An 18835-nucleotide genomic window follows, 5' to 3' on the forward strand; every position below is an offset into this window, starting at 1 on the left:
AACGATTTGTCACAGCGGCGACGAGCGTCACGGAAAGGAAGCGTTCACCGAAACGGTGCAGGAGAAAGACATTCACGGCCTATCAGATCACCACATCAAGTCGCGCGACGTCTTGATCGTGGACGACGATGTCGACCTATGCCGGATGCTTACGGACTTTCTCGCGCGACACGGTTGGATCGTCCATACCGTGCATACTGGTCAACGCGCGCTGGAAATCTCCCGCAGCAACCTTGTTGCAATGATTCTGCTCGACATTGGCCTGCCGGACTACAGCGGGTTCGACCTCATTCGAGAGATACATCGGTTTGTGGATACGCCCGTCATCGTCATCAGTGCTCGCGGTGACGAGACCGATCGTATTGTGGGCTTAGAACTAGGAGCCGATGATTATCTCGCGAAGCCATTCAGTCTTCGAGAATTGCTCGCACGGATGGGTGCCGTTGCGCGTCGCTCCGGCCCACAAGCTGCTCTGGAGCGACATCTCGCTTCGTTTGTGATCGATCAATTCCTGGTGCATACGGAAACTCGCGAAGTCTTCTACGGAAAGACGAAGCTGTCGTTGAGTACAACAGAATTTCAACTTCTTCGGTTTCTCCTACAGAGGCCGTATGAAGTGTGCAGTCGGGAACTTCTGGTGCGGACCGTGCTGCTCCGGCCCTACGAGCCCCTCGACAGGAGTCTAGACATGCACATTCTCCGTTTGCGGCGGAAACTGGAGTGCCTTCCGAAGTTCGGAGGCAGCATCCGCACCGTGCGGAGTAGCGGCTACATGCTTGCTCTCCATCCTCAGAAGTTCAATGGCGCTTGAGCGGACAGGAGGAAGAATGCGATTCCGCGAGAGCATGCTTCCTTTCGTAGCACTATGCAATTTCGACGAGGAGCATCCCAAGACTATGACCAATCGTTACAATTTCACGACTTTCCGTTACAGTCGCCGGCTTTTTGACGCACTAGCATAAGGGCAGTCTGGAGCGCACCTATGTTAAAACGATTGCCCTATACCCGCTTGATCTTGTTCGGCGCATTTCTCTTGATGGCTGCAGAAACAGCTCCAGTCTACGCTCAGATTCCGATGGAAGTACCGCCGCCGCCGATGGCAGAGGGCCGCACCCCTGATGAAGAACTGAAGCGGCTAACTAAGGCCCTTAAGCTCACGGAGCAACAGAGGGCACACATCCTCCCAGTTCTTCGGGAGCGTTCTGAAGCTATCGACAGATTGTTTGGGGATAAGAGTGTCCCTATGCGAGAGAGATTTCCGAAGATTTTGGAGCTCATAGATCGATCTAATGCCACGATTCGGATGATACTGGACGGGCCGCAGCAGAAGAAGTTCGACAAGATGGTGACTAATGAGAAGAAACGTCAGGAGACAGGTCCGGACGATGGACCGCCGCCCGGCGATATGCCACCGCCGCCGCCTCAGTAGACCCCAGGGTGCGCCATCCCGTTTTGGAATCGGTGAAGGCCGAGCCAATCGTTACGTTCCGAGCATGCTCCGTCGAGGCTGAATGAGCTAAGTGGCGCACTCAGTTTCAATGTCCGCGATGTTATGCAGTTCGGAAGTTAGACCCTCAAGGCATCGGACCATAGATTTGCTCCTCCAACTTAGTACTCTCCGACCTGCCGATGTACCGAACTCGGTCGGCGCTTCTAGCATTTCCAACTCATCTTCCAATGAGCTAGAAATACTCACTCCAGGGTGTTCGGAGGTGACAAGAAGCGGCCAACAAGTGTGAGAATCGATGCTTGCAAGTTCAGGAGACCCACTGCGTGGCTGTCTGCGAGGAGTACCGGATGCTTACCGAAGAGTTGAGAGGCGCTCTTCATCCACGAACCGCGGCAGTCCGGCGCAGACATAAATCTGCGGCAGACAAGGCAGAAGAACGGCGAGAAGTGGCAAGGCGAAGGAATAAGAAGGTTGCTCAAGCTTTCGCCAGACTCTCCGCGCACGTAAAGATTTGTCCCCTCTGCAGTTCCTAAGGCCCGCCGGTCGCTGCGCTCAGCGTGGCAAGATGCGCACTAAAAGCGGTCTCATAAAAGTCTGAACATCATGTGGATGCAAGCGACTTGGGCGAAGCCAAGAGAATTTATGAGCCCTCGCTCTAGTCAAGGAAAACAGGAAACATGGTTGCGGCCATTTTGCTTCGCGCGATACAAAGCTTGGTCTGCCGTACGAAGCAATGCATCCGGCCTGAGTTCTGGAGTAGGTTTGACGGTCACCCAGCCTATGCTCAGGGTGCAATGCGAACTCGAGGCCTCCATCTGAGACCGCGTCCTCTCCGCCAGGCTCTGGACAGCACTCGCGTCGATTCCCGTCAGCAGGACGACGAATTCGTCGCCGCCAACGCGGGCAACCAGATCTTCCTCACGCCGAAATATCTCTCGCAGCATTACTGCAAGCATCTTGAGATAATCGTCGCCCGCTGGATGCCCGTACGTGTCGTTCAGTTCCTTGAAATGGTCGACGTCGATCGCAATAATGGAAAGGCTGTCCCGCTCGCCGCGCACCGCTCTGCGCCATTCGATAGCAAGATGTCTTTCCAGGGTACGACGGTTCGCCAGATTCGTGAGAGGATCAATGCCCGCAAGATGGTCCAATTCGAGATTGGCTGCCGTGAGTTGTTCCATGGTCTGGTCCAGGGTCTGCCTTATCCTTTGATGTTTGTGGTCGACAACGTCTACCATTCCAAGGATCATCAGGCCAGAGGTAGCAGACTGAAGAAGAAGGACCCAGAGATATACGGACGCTTGTGGATCAGGCTTGCCTAGCGCGCCGGCGCTCTGTGACAGGAAAGCTGTCGCCAGAAGGAACTTCGGCACCAGGCTTAGGAATTTCAATCCGCCACCGATGGCCAGAACCCGAGTGGCTTTCTGCCGAATGCCTACAATCGCGATATAGAGAGCAGCGCCTGTCATGGCCAGGTCTCCGAAGATCGTTAGATGAAGGGACTCGACCTGTCCTTTCCGGAGAACCGCGCTCGCCAGGATGACCCCACTGCCCAGAGATAAGAGAGAAATGTACATGCGGTTTTTAAGAGATAGAGGGCGGCCAACCGCTTCACGGAACCCTTGCAAGAAGAAGATCGGTCCGAGCCCACCTATGAGGAAAGTGGCTGTCCTGATGACCTGCTGCCCTGCGGTAAGGGATTCGTGAAACAAGAGGAAGAGATCTCCAGACAGAAAGGCCGTCTGTGAGAACTCAAAGATCATCCACGAGCGCAGGAATGGTTCGTCGCGGAGGCCGCGATAAAGAATTAGGAGCAACAGAGCGCCGAGCGCAGATAAAGGGATCTCGGCGCCTAGTAAACCTGCGCCCTGGAAAACCGTCGGCATTGAGAACCTCAGCGACTTCAGCCTGCAACACAGAGCAAATTCCAGTCTACTCGGTATTGAGGAGGTTAGACTCGAGAACCGGCATGCCGCGAATTGCTCGGCCGAATCGGATATTCAAGCCCGTTCTTCAAACCTGTGCTCGGGTTCCACCAAACCCGCATCGACTGTTCTATATCCGGCACGACTTCCCTCTAGCCTCGTCGATAGCCCGAGCCGTCGGGCTATCGCTTTATCTTTGCTGTTTAGACGATTAGAGGGGGCATCGAGCCACCGGAGGGTCCATCTGGCAAGATCTGCTGGAATCTGGCAGCTTCGTCAATCGCCTTCGAGAGGGGAACGTCTCTCGGTCCAGTGCGCATAAAACGCTAAAATCGAACACTGTTGGAAACACATTAGACACTTGGTATTTACGCGACTCGGTCCTAGCCCCGACCTTCTCCAAAGAACAAGCGATAGAGCAACTCCGCGGAGGACATGTTTTCGAGTAGAGATCGAATGCCCTTCGCTCCCGGCTCTTCATCTCAGATTCGGGACGATCACGGGAAATCTGGTACGACTCATTTGGTGGGTTCGTAGTTTGCTTGGGTCGATCGATCATCCGGATCCTTCTTTCTCAGGTTTGCGGCGGAGTTATTGTCTATTGGTCATCACCCATTTGGCATGTCACGACTAGAATTTGCCGACTGGTCCATACACACTGATGCGCGTCGTGCTGCCACTCACAATGTGTGGTGTCACAGTGATCAGAAGTTCGTCTTTGGCTCCATCGGCATTCCTGTCGGTACTCTGGAAACCGGGGAGATTATCCAAGCCAGGGACACCGTCTAGCGCCTTGGTCTCGTTGGTGCTGACCAATGCGGCGAGCATAGTCGTCTCTCCCGGTGGGATGGTCACAACGGACTTTAGTGCGCGATTATTGAGAATCGGTATGTCATCGACCCCAGTTCCCGCCAAGGATTCCAGTTTGAAGTCAAGATCCAGTTGCACTTCTCCGCTGCGCAGCACTCGAGGTGTGATTTTGAGCGTGAGGCCGATGTCCTCAAACTGAATTTGCGGTGTAGACGTGCTGCCACTGCCGCTTGAACCTGTGAGTTGCGCGATGACCGAACTGCTGACACCAGCGGCTGCAAGCTCGTTGGCCACATCGCTGCTCGAAGCCGACGTGGTAATCGCCGTGAGTATGGGATAACGAGACCCGACCCTGAACGTGACTTCCTGTCGATCGCTTGAACGTAACTGGAGAGCATTCAACATCCGGGCGTCGGTAGAGTTCAGAAGCATGTTCAGGCTTGTCGAACTCATAGAAATTCCGAGCAGAGGAATACCGTCAAAACTTCCCAACGTTCCAAGGATGCTTGTGAATGAGCTGCTTCCTGAAACACCTGCCGCAACCAGAAAGGCCACCTCTTGCAGTTCTTGGTCATAGGTGCTGCCAGAGAGAGTAAGAGCTCCGCTCGAGATCGATTGGCTGAGCAGGCTTTGATTGTCCGAGATGAGTTTTTGTGCGGTGCTGGCGACATCGATGGCGGTAGCGGAGGTCGGAGGTGCAAACCCGATATTGCGGGTCGTGGATTTGTCGACTTCGTAGATATTGATATCGAACAGAATATCCGACGTTCTACTGGCAAGCTCTGTGAACAAATCATGGACGCGATGTACCACGGCTTGCGGCCCACGTATTACAACAGCTCCGCTCTGCGTGTTGACGGCGATCTGAGTCAGGCCGAAGAGTGCTCGCGTCATATTCGCCAAATCCAGCATCTGCTGCGGCGTCTGACCAGAGAGATAGATGGTCTCTTCCACGAGTGGCGTGAGAGATTCACGCAATTCCTTCGTGTCTGCCGCGATCAGGGCGGTCGTCGGATCGAGCGGCACAGCCAAGAGATGAGCTGCCTTCTTGAGGACGCGGACTGAATCAATAAAATCCACATCGTCCATGTCAATCCGGAACGGCGTGTCACTCGCAACCGACGAGTCGAAGACGGCAGCGATGCCGAAGCCGCCATAAAGTTCATGCACGACTTGCCCTAGCTCACCTTGGATATGAAAGCTCTTCACCCCGCCAAAAGGAGCAAAGGCAATGGGTCCTTCGAATTCCTCTTCCATGCGTTCCTTGGTACGCGGGGCCGATTGCTGGAATTCTTGCCCGGCGTTGTATTGCGTGACCAAAGGATTTTTCGGATCGAGACGTCTTGCCGACATGAGCAACACATCTGCATTAGCGAAATCGCCTCGAAGCCGGGCCCTAAGCGCAGCTCGGATCAGGCGGTTCACATTGACTTCGCGCGAATAGAGTAATGCGAGGATGTAGGTCCTGTTGCCAGGATCGAGGCGAACGGCTTGTTCGAAATGATGTTGAGCCTTGTCGAAGTCCCTGCGAGCGAAGCAGCGTGCGCCTTCGAGATAGGCATCATCAGCGTTACGCTCTTGCTTGGGAAGCATTCTGTGCACCGCTACTCCAGGCTTCACTTTCGCCTCCGCTGACGTCGGCTGCGCTTGGCTCGGAGCGGCCCCACTGTTCTGGACGGTAGGGCTGTCAACCGTTACGCCCGGGCTCTGGCATACAGCAGCGAGCGGAACGAGCATAATGAGTCCTGCGGCCAACCTACTGAACATGCACCGCCGCCTGGGTACCCACTGCGGATAGGCTGACATGTTTGCTATCGGTGGCGTTCAGGTTGGTTAAGGTTAAGGTGGAATCTCCGGGGCCGATGGCTTTCATCGTTAGAATCACGACGCTCCCATCACCCGTGACGCCGCCAGCATTAGGGGGACGCGACACAGAGATGGAGACCGCACCGCTGCCACCGTCACGTTGCATCAGGGCCGCGGGCTGGCCATCTCGGCCTAGTAATTCCCCGCTATCCACGCGGACAAGCGACAAAACCTTTGGATCGAAATTCAGTTGGAACGGAGCGCTGAACAAGTCCGCTGCATGGGAAGCCATCACGGCGACCTGGAAGGTGGATCCCACCGCTTGATTTGCCACCGACGGCACCACATTGAATATAACGGAAGCTGCGGATGGCTTCGAAATGGCAGCGCCTGTATCGCCTAATGCCGGAGCGACAGGACGTGCTTGAGCGGCAAGCTGACCAATCATCGCGGACGCTGCGTTTGCTGCGGACGTTGGTTGACTGATGACGGTCAGGTCTGTGGCTCCGTCGCCGCCCAGATCGCGATTGGTGGCAAGCCTACCGTTCGGGCTGCGGCGCCGCAGTTCAATACCTTGGTTTGTGCCGCTATCGATGATCCTCGTGTTCGCGTCGGTCAATGGAGATTCTCGGACAATGTGCGGGATAAGCAGAAAAACGATCTCGTCACTCGACTGTTTCTTATCCTGACTGCTGAAGAAGTACTTGAGGAACGGTATCTCTCCGAGTCCGGGTGTTCCGCTTACACTCTTCGTATCGCTCTGCTGCAGAAGCCCCGCGAGGATGGAGGGCTCCCCGTCCTTAAGCTGAATCACCTGTTGCACCACGCGCTGCGAGATGATCGGTTCTGACACACCACTGATGGTGGTTGTACCGGTCTGCGAGGACACTTCGATCTTCATCTTAAGAGAGACCTGGCCATCAAGGTGCACGGTGGGCGTCATGTCTATGTTGACGCCCACATCCACATAGGTGAATTGCGTCGTAGCGGTAGCGGTTGAGGTAAGTGTTGAGGTGGTCGAACCGGTTGCGACTGGTATCTTGGATCCGATCTTCAACGTCGCTTGTTGGCCATCGCTGGCACGCACGCGTGGGTTTTGCAGCACGCGCGTATCGGAGTCTGAGAGCAAGGCGTTCACCGAAGCGCTACTCAAGGTAACCGCGAAATTGGTTCCATTTAGGTTTGCAAGAGTATTCAGCGTCAGGCCAGAGGTTGAACTGGAAGTTGTGGATGAACTAGAGGAACTGGATGAATTTGCATTGCTCGCCTGGGCGCTCAGGCTGAAACTGGTAGGCAACGTAATACCAAGATTTCGTTCAAGATCACGACTCACCTCGAGTACAGCCACATCCACCACGACTTCCGGGCGAATGCGGTCGAAGTCATCGATGAGCTTCTCAACGAGGACCAGTTCAGCGGGCGTGGCGCGGATAACGATTGCATTCTGTGAAGCTAGAAGAAACACTTTTGTGCTTGGATCCAGGAGGTTTCTGAGTGCGGTCACCACTTCATTGGCATCATTCTGCTGCGACATATTTGTGAGATAGAAAGTCTCAACTGCGAGACTGTCGTTGTCGGTATGCTTCGCACGGTTGTTTTGAGCAACGAAGATCGTATTCTCCGTTAGCGGAGACCAGAATGTGCCGGCGAGCTTTCCGACAATCCGGAGAGCATTGGTCAGCGATACATTGGATAGATCAACTGAAATTCGCCTTGAGTTGTAGTCGGGGTCGAATATTACGTTGAGGCCCGCGAGCTTGCTAATCCCCTGGTAGATGACCTTGCTGTCTTCAACCATGTGCATGGTGATCGGATCTGTTGAAATTGGCTTGAGTTCGACTGGGCTATCTAAGGATTCAATGTCACGCCGCACACGCTTCTGATGGAGGGTCTGCGCCTCTACCCCGGCGGGTGTCACACCAGCACCTCCACCAGGTTCTGCACTTGTAGTTACATGCGCTATGTTCGGCGCGTTCTGTGATGCACGAAGTTCCTGCGCGGCCGATTGATTACCCCGGTCAATCTGCAGAGCACGGGCGAACTCCGTCATAGCCCCGCCAGGATCGCCGGATTGCCGCAAAACCCGTCCTCTATCGAGATGTGCGTTCGAGGCCTGGAAACGCATCCTTTCATAATGGGTCTGATATCGAAGGTCCTTCGGCTTCAGGAGATGCGCTTGACGATAAGCTTCAAACGACGCATCAAAGTCTGCACGCAGCTCTGCCTCATGACCGCGCTTGTCCCATTTCGCAGCGGTTTGACCATAAGACAGGGATGGGACAACACATGTAAAGGCTACGAAGAGCAGAGATAGAAGTACCGTGCTTTTGCCGGAAGTTATGGCGCGTCGAAGAATTAAGGTCAGAATGTGTCGGCCCCCCAATGCGATAGACGTTCACCGAACTACTCGGCAACGTTGTGGCGGGTAACGAATTGTCATCACGAATCGTTACATTCCGGCAAATAGAACATCCCGCTGACCGCTGGAGGCTCGGCCCGAGCCTTCTGTCCAGGTGATGGCCATCTCCCATAAAAACAAACCCTATCTCACGTCAGCTCATGGTCGTTCGTGATGACCAAACCATTGGTCTCGCCGACTGGCCGCCTAAGCCTAGGGGACTTTCCACGAGAAGCGGTGGAACGGCTTGGACAGCTATTCCGAACAGCGCGATCACACTGCGGCTGTTTCCACCGTACGTTCATCCGCAAACGCCGTTGCGGATACTCGTGCGCGGATGGAGCAAAGGGAAAGGCGCAGGCAGGGGAAACATCGACCCTTCGCGCAGTCGGCGAGCGAGGTCGGAAGGCAAACAGACGAGAGCTGGAAAAGCTGCGGGATTCCCCCGCTACCTGTCAGAAGGGAGGATCAGAGAGCATTCGGCCAGTGAAACGTGTGGGCGCATCGGCGTTTCTGCGGAGAACACTGCCACTTAACGCCTGTGCCACGATGACAATTCGTTACAAACCGTTACCACAGCAACAGCCCGGACGCGTTCTCCTAAAGTTACGTAACCGCAGCTCTTGTAGTAGGAACCGCTGCACAAGGAGCACGATGTTGAGCATGTTTTCGATCTCACGGCCTCGCTCCCGGCTTCTACCCGCCAGCCTAACCGTCTCGAGCATCTTTCTAATCCTCAGCCGGTGCTCCGCAGCGCAAGGTTCGCCGCTCGAAGCACCGGCACCATTCAAATCTGTTGTGACCGTCCGCGGCGGCGGCATTGAGCACAACGCGCCATATCGGGTACCACAGCGCGTCGTGCAAGGATTTGTGCGGGATGCAAATGAGAAAGGAATTGCTCAAGCAGAGGTCTTCCTTAGAGATGAAAAGACATCGCAGATGGGCCAGATGCTTGCGGACGAGAATGGAAACTACCTCTTCGGTGGGCTACCACTGGAACATGATTACCAAGTGTGGGCGAAGGTAAGGGAGATCATCACTCCCAAGCGGCCTGTCAGGTCCTTCATCGGGATGCATGATGTAACGATAAACTTCCACATCCCGACCAATAGTCATGCGGCGGAAGTGCCAAGAACGACCGAAGCTGCGCGCCGGTAGCTCTCGTATCATTCCTGACTCGAGGTAACGTGATGGACATACCGAAACATCCGCAGGAGCCCCACGCGGCGGAAGAGATGCGCGACTTGGTGCGCAAAATCGCAAGAGCGCTGGTGGATAAATCAGATCAGGTGCGAGTCGAAGTAACCGCACGTCATGGCGCAATCGTGCTGGAACTCAGTGTCGCTACGACTGATCTGGGCAAGGTGATCGGTAGGCAAGGACAGATGGCACATTCCATTCGCACCATACTGGGTGCGGCCTGTATGAAGTGCGGGCCACGCATCACGCTTGACATTGTGAAAGAAGATCCTCACTTGGGCCGCCATTGAGCTGACCATAGATACCGACGCAGTTTTGTGTCCGGAACGAAAGAGACAGTTCATCACGCAACATTCGGCTCACTCTTCGCACGAAACTAAACTCGTTCTTCTTAGTCCATATCGTGACAAGCGGTGACCAATCGTGACGTTCAACTGCTGTTACTTGATCTTTACTGAAGGAGTGGCCAAGGAAAAATCGGGATGCTGCAAGTTCTTAGGAGGCCAAATGATGTTCTCTTCAGCTTCACGTCGTTGCGAATCTACTCATGCCCTCGCCTTTACAAGTGCGGTGTTGATGTTCTTTCCGGCCGCAATCTCCGCCGAGGCGCAGACGTCGGGTCCTCCTCCCCCTTTTAAGCCTATAGTGAGCATTCGCTTTGGCGGCGCCTACAACGGCCCTCGGTACGTCCCACATAGAACGATCCTTGGCTTAGTGAAGAATGAGGACGGCCAAGTAGTGTCTGACGCAATGGTCTACATGAAAGATATTCAGGCCAAATCGACTCTCGTAGCTTCCGTCGACACTAGCGGGACGTTTCGTTTTGGTTCTCTCTCTTTGGATCATGATTATGAGATCTGGGCGGAAGCAGGCGAGCTGAAATCCCCGACCAGATCGGTGACTACATTCATGACTCAGAACGAAGTGTCGATGCCATTGCTAATCCGAGCGGAACGCAACCATGGCGAACCGATTCTGAAGCGGCGGCCCACAGCGGCGGATGCCGCTGCGGGTCAAACACAAGTGGGGCAAGAACCTAAAACTCCAACGGCAGCACGGCAATGATGCTTGCCCAGACAATGCAGATAACCTCCGCGCAAAACCCTTGCCTGCATCTTCTACGGGCGACTGGTCCGTAAGAGCCTAGTGAGATTCCTGAAGCTCCACGGGGACTACGATGGCACAAATGAAGACTCGCGGCAATGGGAGATCGCTGTCCTGAACTTTCCACAAGAGGTGATCCCAGTGCTCCCTGGCGGCGGACGGTACGAGACGAGCAACCATGTTCCATATCACGGAGGCAAAAAACTATTTGCCTTCCAGAATTCCTGAGGATCACCTGAACAAGACAAAGAAACTCTTCCTGCATCGGGGTCGCCTCAATCTACGCGTACCCTCGTCCCTCGATATACGCTCTCTCCCAGAGCCGAGGAATGAAGTAAGGCCGAAGAAGGTTTTGCGATTCAACATTATGAATTGCGGAACTCTATGCCTCTTTGCTATCGGCTGTTTTGTCACCACCTTTTCGGTCGCGGCTCAAGAGCTGAGCTATGCGTCACGCGAACTGCACTTACCAGATGGGCCGGTCCCCCAAAATACGACGTCTGTATCCATCTCTCAATCTACGACGCAAGGGGAGTCAGCGCTGTCCGGCGGGGTTCTCGACCAGACAGGTGCCGCAGTGGCCGGGATCGATATTCATCTTGAAGACGCCACTGGCGAGGAACTCCGAAGATCATCAACGGGTACGAATGGAGAGTTCACATTCAGCAATCTCCCGCCTGGCCGCTATCGTGTCACAGTGCTGCCGCAAAAAGGATTCCAGGGATATGCCTCCGATGCTTTGGAACTCAGCGGGCAGCAGGCGGCCGCGATTCCCACGATCGTCCTGAGTGTTGCATCTGCCATCACTGAGGTTACCGTACGGCCAACTGAAGAGATCGCTGCGGAACAGATCAAGGCCGAAGAAAAGCAAAGACTGATCGGAATTCTGCCGAATTACTACGTGAGCTTTGTCCATGACGCTGCGCCGATGACTGGGGCACAAAAGTACGGGCTAGCACTTCATGAGTTTCTAGATCCGACCCGCTTCGTGGGCACGGCGATTGTCGCGGGAGTCGAGCAGGCGAACAACTCGTACGCCGGTTACGGGTCGAATGCGGCAGGGTACGGGAAGCGCTACGCGGCGGCTTACGGTGACGGTCTTTTCCAAAGCATGCTAAGCCATGCAGTGTTCCCTGCCCTGTTTCATCAGGATCCTCGGTATTTCTACCAAGGAACAGGTTCCACAAAATCCCGCGCACTGCACGCCATAAGCTTCGCGCTCGTTGTACGCGATGATAGCGGGCGGACGGCCCCAAACTACTCGTATCTACTTGGTGATGTGGGTGCTGGTCTGATATCAAACCTCTATTATCCTCATGCCGATCGGGGATATGGGCTCGTCTTCACGAACGCACTAATTAGTTTGGGGGGGCGCGCCGCTGGCAGCCTGCTTCACGAATTTCTTGATAAGCACATCACAAAGAACGTCCCAAAAAACTCGGCGCCATGACGAAGCCATTTTATACAGAATTGGAATAGATCTGACCTAATAGATGAAGAAGGCGGAACAATTCTTAGAAGTCGATTTTTTGCAGCGGTTGCAATGCAAGCGAAAGTTCTAAGGGAAAAGGACAAGCGTGTCCGCTCACTGCTCCTTCTTGAACAAATCCTGGAAGATAAGCGACCCCAGGTGCGGCCGCGTGCGTGCACCAGCGCGCCACCCTCGTTGAGCTTCCCCAGCTTGACGGGTGCGAACCCGAGTTGTTTGGTTAGATCCGCTACGGGGGCGATGGCGTCCTCGTCATCGCTCGACAGAAAGACGACCCGGTGGCTGCCTTCGACGACTGGATTCGGTCGCCAGGATGGCCGCAACCAGGTGATTGAAGCCTTTCACGAGCTGGCGCCGGTAAACGCTCATTTCGTTATTGATGAGCGCCGCAGGCCGTAAAGGGGGAAGGTGCAGTGCGACTTGAAGTCGTTTGAATGATTGTTCAACACGAAAGGAGTGAACTGAACCTGCGGTTCCGTCCGCAGTAGCCTATCGACATCGGCGTGGCTGGTAACGGCTGGGTCGAATAGCTGTCGAGACAACCACTCTCTTTCCTTTGGATAGGAAGAACTCCGTGAGGCGTTTTTCCGCACTGCAAGCGTCGAAGCGGTGAGAGGGGCAGGCTGAATGATATGTCCAACACATGTGAACTGCCGTAGGCACCGTCATCCCCACAGAGCCAAAGGCGCTGTCAGGCTCCAGCCAAAAGGCATGCGGCCGGTTGCTTCCATCTGCACTTGGAGCACACGGACAGAAAGGCCGCCGGTGTACAGGCAGGGACTAAGTCATTCGTGTCGTTCAAACGGAACAAGGTAAGCCCGATGCTTCGCCCTCTCGGGGGCAAGCTGTGCCGCAAGGCAAGCTGTCGAGGCAGCGGGTAAAGGAGGCTGGAGAAAGCGAATGCCGTTCTGTAATGGAGCGGATAGGAGTAGATCACTCCGCTGCGAAAGCAGGCAGACTTCCAGCAGGTCGCGGTTGACGAAAGAACTTACGGAATCTTCGAAGGAGGAAACGCAAATGAATATGGAGCGATCCATGTGTGCAGCCTCCGACCCTGCGGCGCAATGGGAACAGATCGACTGGTCTCAATGCGAGCAGAAGGTCAGGAGACTGCAGGCGCGTATCGTCAAGGCAACACAGGAAGGCCGCTACGGCAAGGTGAAAGCCCTGCAATGGCTGCTGACCCACTCGTTCCATGGCCGAGCGTTGGCTGTGAAACGAGTGACGCACAATCAGGGCAAGAACACGCCGGGAGTGGACGGAGCGATCTGGAGCACACCGGCGTCCAGATACAAGGCCATCGACACGCTGAAACGGCGCGGCTATAAGCCGAGACCGCTGAGGCGGGTCTATATCCCGAAGACCAATGGGAAGTTGAGACCGCTGGGAATCCCCACGATGAAAGACCGCGCCATGCAGGCGTTATACCTGCTTGCGCTGCTCCCAATCGCGGAGACAACAGCCGAACCCAACTCCTATGGTTTTCGACCGGAACGCTCGACCGCCGACGCTATCAACCAGTGCTTCCTCGTGCTGGCTCGCAAGAGCAGTGCGCAGTGGGTTCTTGAGGGCGACATCCGTGGCTGCTTCGACAACATCAGCCACGCGTGGATGCTCGACCACATACCCGCTGACAAAGATGTGCTGCGGAAATGGCTAAAGGCGGGCTTCATGGAGAATCGAACGTTGTTCCCTACGGAGGCAGGTACACCACAAGGCGGGATCATCTCGCCCACGCTGGCCAACCTGACGCTGGATGGGTTGGAGCGCCTTCTGAAGGCGACCTTCGATAGGAAGGCTGCACGATGGAAAGCCGAAAACCCGAAGGTGAACTTCGTAAGGTATGCGGACGACTTCATCATCACCGGAAGCTCGAAAGAACTGCTGGAGGATGAGGTCAAGCCACTCGTTGAGCGCTTCATGTTCGAACGTGGCTTGCAGCTCTCACCTGAGAAAACCTGCATCACGCATATCGAAGACGGCTTCGACTTCCTGGGGCAGAACGTGCGAAAGTACGACGGGAAGTTCCTGATCACACCGTCCAAGAAGAATATGCACGCCTTCTTGGAGAAGGTGCGCGGTGTGATTCGTCAGAATCGCAGCGCAAATCAGGAAAGTCTGATCAGGATGCTCAACCCGATCATCCGTGGATGGGCAAACTATCACCGTCATATCTCGGCGTCTTCAGCGTACCGGAAGACGGGAATGGTCCTCTGGCACTCGCTCTGGCGATGGGCGAAGTTCCGCCATCCAAACAAGACCTCTGCCTGGATCGCAAAACGATACTGGCATCGGCTTGGAGGACGGAAGTGGTGCTTCGCTGCGGTTGCTGGCCCTAACCCGCACCCGGCGCCTCCGATGATGGCTTGGTTGGTTGATCCCACCAAGACCCGCATCCGACGGCACGTAAAGGTCAAGTCGGACGCTAACCCGTTCGACCTTGGCTGGTACGGATACTTCGAGTCTCGCGAGAGACTCAAGAAGGCCCGCGCACGTCGCTGATCCCTGTGCGTTGTTACCCCGGCCCCGCTTGCGCGGGGCTTACCAACGGCTTGAGCCGGATGATGGGAAACTATCACGTCCGGTTCTAAGGGGAGGGAGTGGCAGCAATGCCACTTCCTTACCTGACGGAAGGGGGAATGAGACTGTTACGAAACTCTCCAAGCGCCTTTAATGTCGAATCGCGCTCCCTCGGGGGCGATTCGTTATTTTCCTGCTTTTTCAGCCTCGATCAAGTTCAGTACTTTAGCCTTCACTTCATCCCGGATGCCCCTTACCTCTTCCATTGGTCGCCCCTTCGGGTCAGGCAAAGGCCAATCGTCTCGGCGCAAGCCAGGAACGTAGGGGCATTTGTCCCCGCAACCCATGGTGATGAGTAGCGAAGCGCCTTCAGCTAATGCTTGAGTAAGCTTTTGAGGCTGGGCGTTGCTCAGGTCAATCCCGACCTCCCGCATTGCGGATAGAACTTCCGGGTGTACGCGAAGTCCGGGCTCTGTACCAGCCGAAACAGCTTCCGCCTTGCTGTGATCGGCAAGCTGATTGAAGAACGCTGCGGCCATCTGCGACCGGCCAGCATTGTGAACGCAAGCGAAGATGATCTTTTGCATCGTTTCCTTTCGGGCTATTGCTTACCGATCTTGTTGATCTCTTGCTGGATCGCAAAACTGTCAAGGGTTCCGAGGAGGAGACTAAGGAAGAGACTGATACGCCAATCAAGCGCCTCTCATCACATATGCCTAGGCGACTATATGTCTTGATATCGCATTCGTCAAGGCGTATACATTAAAGCATGGCGAAACAAAAATTCAATGTCGAGCGATTCTTCCAAGCTCTCGGCGATAACACCCGGCTCCGCCTCCTGAACCTGATGGCAGATCAGGAGATCTGCGTATGCTATTTCGTTGAGATTCTCGGCGGGCCTCAGCCGAAGGTTTCCAGACATCTCGCTTACCTTCGCAGCGCGGGCATCGTCGCGGCACGGCGCGAGGGAAAGTGGATGCACTATCGGATCGTGGTGCCTCCACATATTGGAGCGGCACAAATCCTCAAACAAACCTTGGGCTGGCTCAAGGAAGATAAGGCGATGCAGTCTGATCGGGCGCGACTGTCGAAGGCTTGTTGTTTCCCGTCCAAGTACGCATTGCTCGACGGCGCACCCCTTCCCACAATGATTCAAGAAACATCCTGCGAGGCTTGTTGATGTCTACCGCGCCTTTCACGCAAGGGCAGATTTACGCTCCTGCGGACCGCAAGAAGCTCTCGTTTCTTGATCGCTTTCTGACGCTCTGGATCTTTCTGGCAATGGCAATTGGTGTCGCCGTTGGGCACTTCGTTCCATCGACTGCGGGATTCGTCAACCGCTTTCAGACCGGAACCACGAATATTCCGATCGCAATCGGTCTCATCATCATGATGTTTCCGCCATTGGCGAAGGTGAGATACGAGAAACTTGGCGAGGTCTTCCGCAACAAGCGCTTACTCGGTCTGTCGCTTGTTCAGAACTGGCTCATCGGACCCGTGCTGATGTTCCTGCTCGCCATCGTGTTCCTGCGTGGTGAACCAGCTTACATGCGCGGCCTGATCTTGATCGGGATTGCCCGCTGTATCGCAATGGTGCTTGTTTGGAACGAGCTGGCTGAAGGCGATACGGACTATGTTGCTGGTCTGGTCGCCATCAATAGCGTCTTTCAGGTTCTCTTCTACAGTCTCTATGCTTGGGCGTTTCTGACAGTGCTTCCAAAATGGTTTGGCCTGGAGGGTAGCGTTGTCCAGATCGGCATCGGCCAGATTGCAAAAAGCGTCGGAATTTATCTCGGCATCCCGTTTGTAGCAGGTTTCATCACGCGCTTTGTCCTGATTCGGTTGAAATCAGAGGAATGGTATCGGACTCGCTTCATTCCCCGAATCAGTCCTCTTACGCTTATCGCCCTGCTCTTTACCATCCTCGTCATGTTCTCACTGAAGGGCGATCTCATCGTTCGCCTGCCCCTGGATGTGGTGAAAATCGCAATCCCGCTTGTCATCTACTTCCTCATCATGTTCCTCGTGAGCTTTTGGATGGGTAAGAAGCTGGGTGCCAACTACGCTCAGTCGGCGACCCTATCCTTCACAGCGGCCGGAAATAACTTTGAGTTGGCGATTGCTGTCGCAGTAGCCGTCTTCGGACTGAACTCAGGTGAAGCTTTCGTTGGCGTAGTCAGTCCGTTGATCGAAGTGCCCGCTTTGATCGGATTGGTGAATGTTGCTTTTTGGATGAGGCGGCGCTATTTCACTTCGGGTTCAACCGGCTTCAGCGTTCATCCCATCGAAGATGCGTCTTAGCGCGTTCACCTTGAATGCTTTAACTCGGCTGTGACGTATCTTGTGATATCGTCTTTCGATAACGAAACTCGTTTACTATATGGCCGACGATCGAGATCTTTATTCAGGAATGATTCGGCTGCACATCCTGCACCACGCGGACAAGGAGCTGATCTTCGGCTCCGGTATGGCTGAAGAATTGGCGCGTCACGGTTACAAGATCAGTCCTGGAACCCTGTACCCGATCCTTCACACTCTGGAGAAGCGCGGATATCTACGCGCCCGTGAGAAGCGATCTGGAAAGAGTGTCCGGCGTCTTTATGGCATTACCCCGGCTGGACGTCGCGCTCTCAAGATTGCCAAGCAGCGCGTGAGGGAGCTTTTTGGAGAGTTGATTGATGACAAATAGCCAAATTCCTAGAGCTCTCCGTAGCCCACGGTCTTTCCTCAGAGCGCTGCCGCTTTTTCTGCTTGTGTCCCACTCATCCATCTTGCGGGCTCAAGCGGTGGATGCTGTGGGGCCAACGACCAGCGGCCTCTCACTTCTTACGGTAGTTCAAGACGCCGAACGCGATTATCCCCTTATCCATGTGACGGAGGCCGAGTTGAATGCTTCCATCGCAAACATTCAACTCTCTCGTACCGCCTACCTTCCCCGCGTAGACGGCATTGCTCAGTTCAACCGTGCGACTCGTAATAACGTCTTCGGAGCTCTCCTACCCCAGAGCACCTTGCCCTCGATGTCTGGTCCGGTCATTGGAAGCAACAATGGCGGCTCTGTGTGGGGCAGCGCGACGGGGCTGCTGATTAGCTGGCAGCCGTTCGACTTCGGACTACGTCATGCGAATGTTCAGTCGGCGATTGCAGCCAGGGATAGGGCGGACGCCACGGCAAAGAGGACCCAAATCGAAGTAGCGACAGCGGCGGCAGACGCCTATCTGACGGTGCTCGTCGCGATGCGGGCGAAAACAGCAGCACAGGCGGCGGTAGGCAACTGGGAGACTCTACGTGTGAGCGTCCATGCCCTGACTTCCGCAGAGCTTCGTCCCGGCGCCGACGAGTCAAGGATCGAGGCAGAAAAAGCCGCTGCAAAGACGCAGCTAGCACTCGCAGACGAAGCGATGGAAACGAGCAAGGCTACCCTTGCAAAATTCTTAATAAAGCCAGAAACAGCTGCTCCTGAGATGGCTTCAACCCATCTTCTCGAACAGCTTCCAGCGGTCACAGAAGATGGTCTTCCTTTCCAACCGTCCGCTAACCCCATCATGGCGGAGCAGAAGGCGTCAGTTGCTCAATCCGCAGCTCAACTCCATTCGATCGAAAAGAGTTGGGTGCCACAGTTCAACTTGGAAGGCGCTGCGTATGCGCGTGGTACGGGCGCGGAGACCAACGGGCAACGGCTCTCAGGAGCAAACGGCCTTGCTCCGAATGTCGGGGACTACGCGGTCGGGGTCAATATCACGTTCCCATTCATGGACTTTGCCAGCGTCCACGCTCGTTCTGCCTCTCAAGCGTCGTCTCTGAAAGCAGCCGAAGCGAATGAACAACTCGCTGGCCGAGAGCTTCAAGAGCAGTTCGCGCAGGCGAAGGCCGTTCTGCGGACCAGCCGCGCCATTGCTGAGAACACGCCTGTGGCTCTGTCCGCCGCGCAAACGACCCTTGCACAAGCCAATGCCCGTTACAAAGCGGGCCTATCATCGATCGATGAAGTGGCTCAGGCACAGAGGCTTGGAGTCCAGGCCGAAATCGACGATTCAATCGCTCGCTTGAATGTGTGGCGAGCTCTTCTTCATTTGCAAGCAGTCCGAGGTGATCTTCAGCCTTTTCTACAAGCGGCGAGCCGATAGCGAACC

At 55.1% G+C, this 18835-nt stretch carries 15 protein-coding genes; 11 read left to right on the forward strand and 4 right to left on the reverse strand.

What is annotated here, in order from left to right:
* The first annotated feature begins 55 nt into the window (after nt 1-55).
* Both ACIPR4_RS13320 and ACIPR4_RS13325 read left to right on the forward strand, forming a co-directional pair.
* Nucleotides 56-811, forward strand: a complete 756-nt coding sequence (locus ACIPR4_RS13320; protein ID WP_013569186.1) for a response regulator transcription factor — start codon at nt 56-58, stop codon at nt 809-811.
* A 171-nt stretch (nt 812-982) separates the two neighbouring features.
* On the forward strand, nt 983-1429 hold the full coding sequence (locus tag ACIPR4_RS13325) for a hypothetical protein (protein WP_013569188.1): 447 nt from the start codon (nt 983-985) through the stop codon (nt 1427-1429).
* 680 nt (nt 1430-2109) lie between these two features.
* Here the strand turns inward: ACIPR4_RS13325 and ACIPR4_RS21735 are convergent.
* The 3 genes from ACIPR4_RS21735 to ACIPR4_RS13340 form a co-directional block, all read right to left on the reverse strand.
* Entirely contained in the window at nt 2110-3336 is a 1227-nt protein-coding gene (locus tag ACIPR4_RS21735) for a GGDEF domain-containing protein (RefSeq protein ID WP_013569189.1), read from the reverse strand.
* 669 nt (nt 3337-4005) lie between these two features.
* Nucleotides 4006-5952, reverse strand: coding sequence for a type II secretory protein PulD (locus tag ACIPR4_RS13335; protein ID WP_144312430.1), 1947 nt, complete (start codon nt 5950-5952; stop codon nt 4006-4008).
* Nucleotides 5942-8041 carry a cohesin domain-containing protein gene (locus tag ACIPR4_RS13340; protein ID WP_245536335.1) on the reverse strand — a complete coding sequence of 700 codons (2100 nt, stop codon included), beginning with the start codon at nt 8039-8041 and terminating at the stop codon, nt 5942-5944. The genes ACIPR4_RS13335 and ACIPR4_RS13340 overlap by 11 nt, the downstream gene beginning before the upstream one ends.
* 1002 nt (nt 8042-9043) lie before the next feature.
* On the opposite strand from ACIPR4_RS13340, the gene ACIPR4_RS13345 reads away from it, so the two are divergent.
* From ACIPR4_RS13345 to ltrA, 5 genes are all read left to right on the forward strand, one after another.
* The gene (locus ACIPR4_RS13345) at nt 9044-9547 is read left to right on the forward strand and encodes a carboxypeptidase-like regulatory domain-containing protein (RefSeq protein WP_013569192.1); all 504 of its coding nucleotides are present in this window, start codon (nt 9044-9046) and stop codon (nt 9545-9547) included.
* 32 nt (nt 9548-9579) lie between these two features.
* On the forward strand, nt 9580-9879 hold the full coding sequence (locus ACIPR4_RS13350; protein WP_013569193.1) for a KH domain-containing protein: 300 nt from the start codon (nt 9580-9582) through the stop codon (nt 9877-9879).
* Nucleotides 9880-10096: 217 nt separating this feature from the next.
* Nucleotides 10097-10654: a carboxypeptidase-like regulatory domain-containing protein gene (locus tag ACIPR4_RS21740; RefSeq protein WP_013569194.1), complete on the forward strand. Its 558-nt coding sequence runs from the start codon at nt 10097-10099 to the stop codon at nt 10652-10654.
* A gap of 217 nt (nt 10655-10871) precedes the next feature.
* Nucleotides 10872-12143, forward strand: a complete 1272-nt coding sequence (locus ACIPR4_RS13360) for a carboxypeptidase-like regulatory domain-containing protein (RefSeq protein WP_013569195.1) — start codon at nt 10872-10874, stop codon at nt 12141-12143.
* Between the two features lie 1056 nt (nt 12144-13199).
* Nucleotides 13200-14684: a group II intron reverse transcriptase/maturase gene (ltrA, locus tag ACIPR4_RS13370; RefSeq protein WP_013569196.1), complete on the forward strand. Its 1485-nt coding sequence runs from the start codon at nt 13200-13202 to the stop codon at nt 14682-14684.
* A gap of 203 nt (nt 14685-14887) precedes the next feature.
* Here ltrA and ACIPR4_RS13375 read toward each other — a convergent pair whose 3' ends face one another.
* A complete protein-coding gene (locus tag ACIPR4_RS13375) occupies nt 14888-15289 on the reverse strand; it encodes an arsenate reductase ArsC (RefSeq protein WP_013569197.1) in 402 nt (133 codons plus the stop codon).
* Nucleotides 15290-15471: 182 nt separating this feature from the next.
* Between ACIPR4_RS13375 and ACIPR4_RS13380 the strand changes: the two genes are divergently transcribed.
* The 4 genes from ACIPR4_RS13380 (at nt 15472) to ACIPR4_RS13395 (ending at nt 18829) form a co-directional block, all read left to right on the forward strand.
* Nucleotides 15472-15882, forward strand: coding sequence for an ArsR/SmtB family transcription factor (locus ACIPR4_RS13380; RefSeq protein ID WP_013569198.1), 411 nt, complete (start codon nt 15472-15474; stop codon nt 15880-15882).
* Complete coding sequence (arsB, locus tag ACIPR4_RS13385) at nt 15882-17003, forward strand: ACR3 family arsenite efflux transporter (protein ID WP_013569199.1); 1122 nt, start codon at nt 15882-15884, stop codon at nt 17001-17003. The genes ACIPR4_RS13380 and arsB overlap by 1 nt, the downstream gene beginning before the upstream one ends.
* 79 nt (nt 17004-17082) lie before the next feature.
* Nucleotides 17083-17391: a PadR family transcriptional regulator gene (locus tag ACIPR4_RS13390; RefSeq protein WP_013569200.1), complete on the forward strand. Its 309-nt coding sequence runs from the start codon at nt 17083-17085 to the stop codon at nt 17389-17391.
* Between the two features lie 106 nt (nt 17392-17497).
* Nucleotides 17498-18829 (forward strand): TolC family protein, encoded by a 1332-nt coding sequence (locus ACIPR4_RS13395; protein ID WP_187290182.1) that lies wholly within the window; start codon nt 17498-17500, stop codon nt 18827-18829.
* Nucleotides 18830-18835: the final 6 nt, after the last annotated feature.

The sequence above is a fragment of the Terriglobus saanensis SP1PR4 genome (assembly GCF_000179915.2).
Lineage (GTDB): Bacteria > Acidobacteriota > Terriglobia > Terriglobales > Acidobacteriaceae > Terriglobus > Terriglobus saanensis.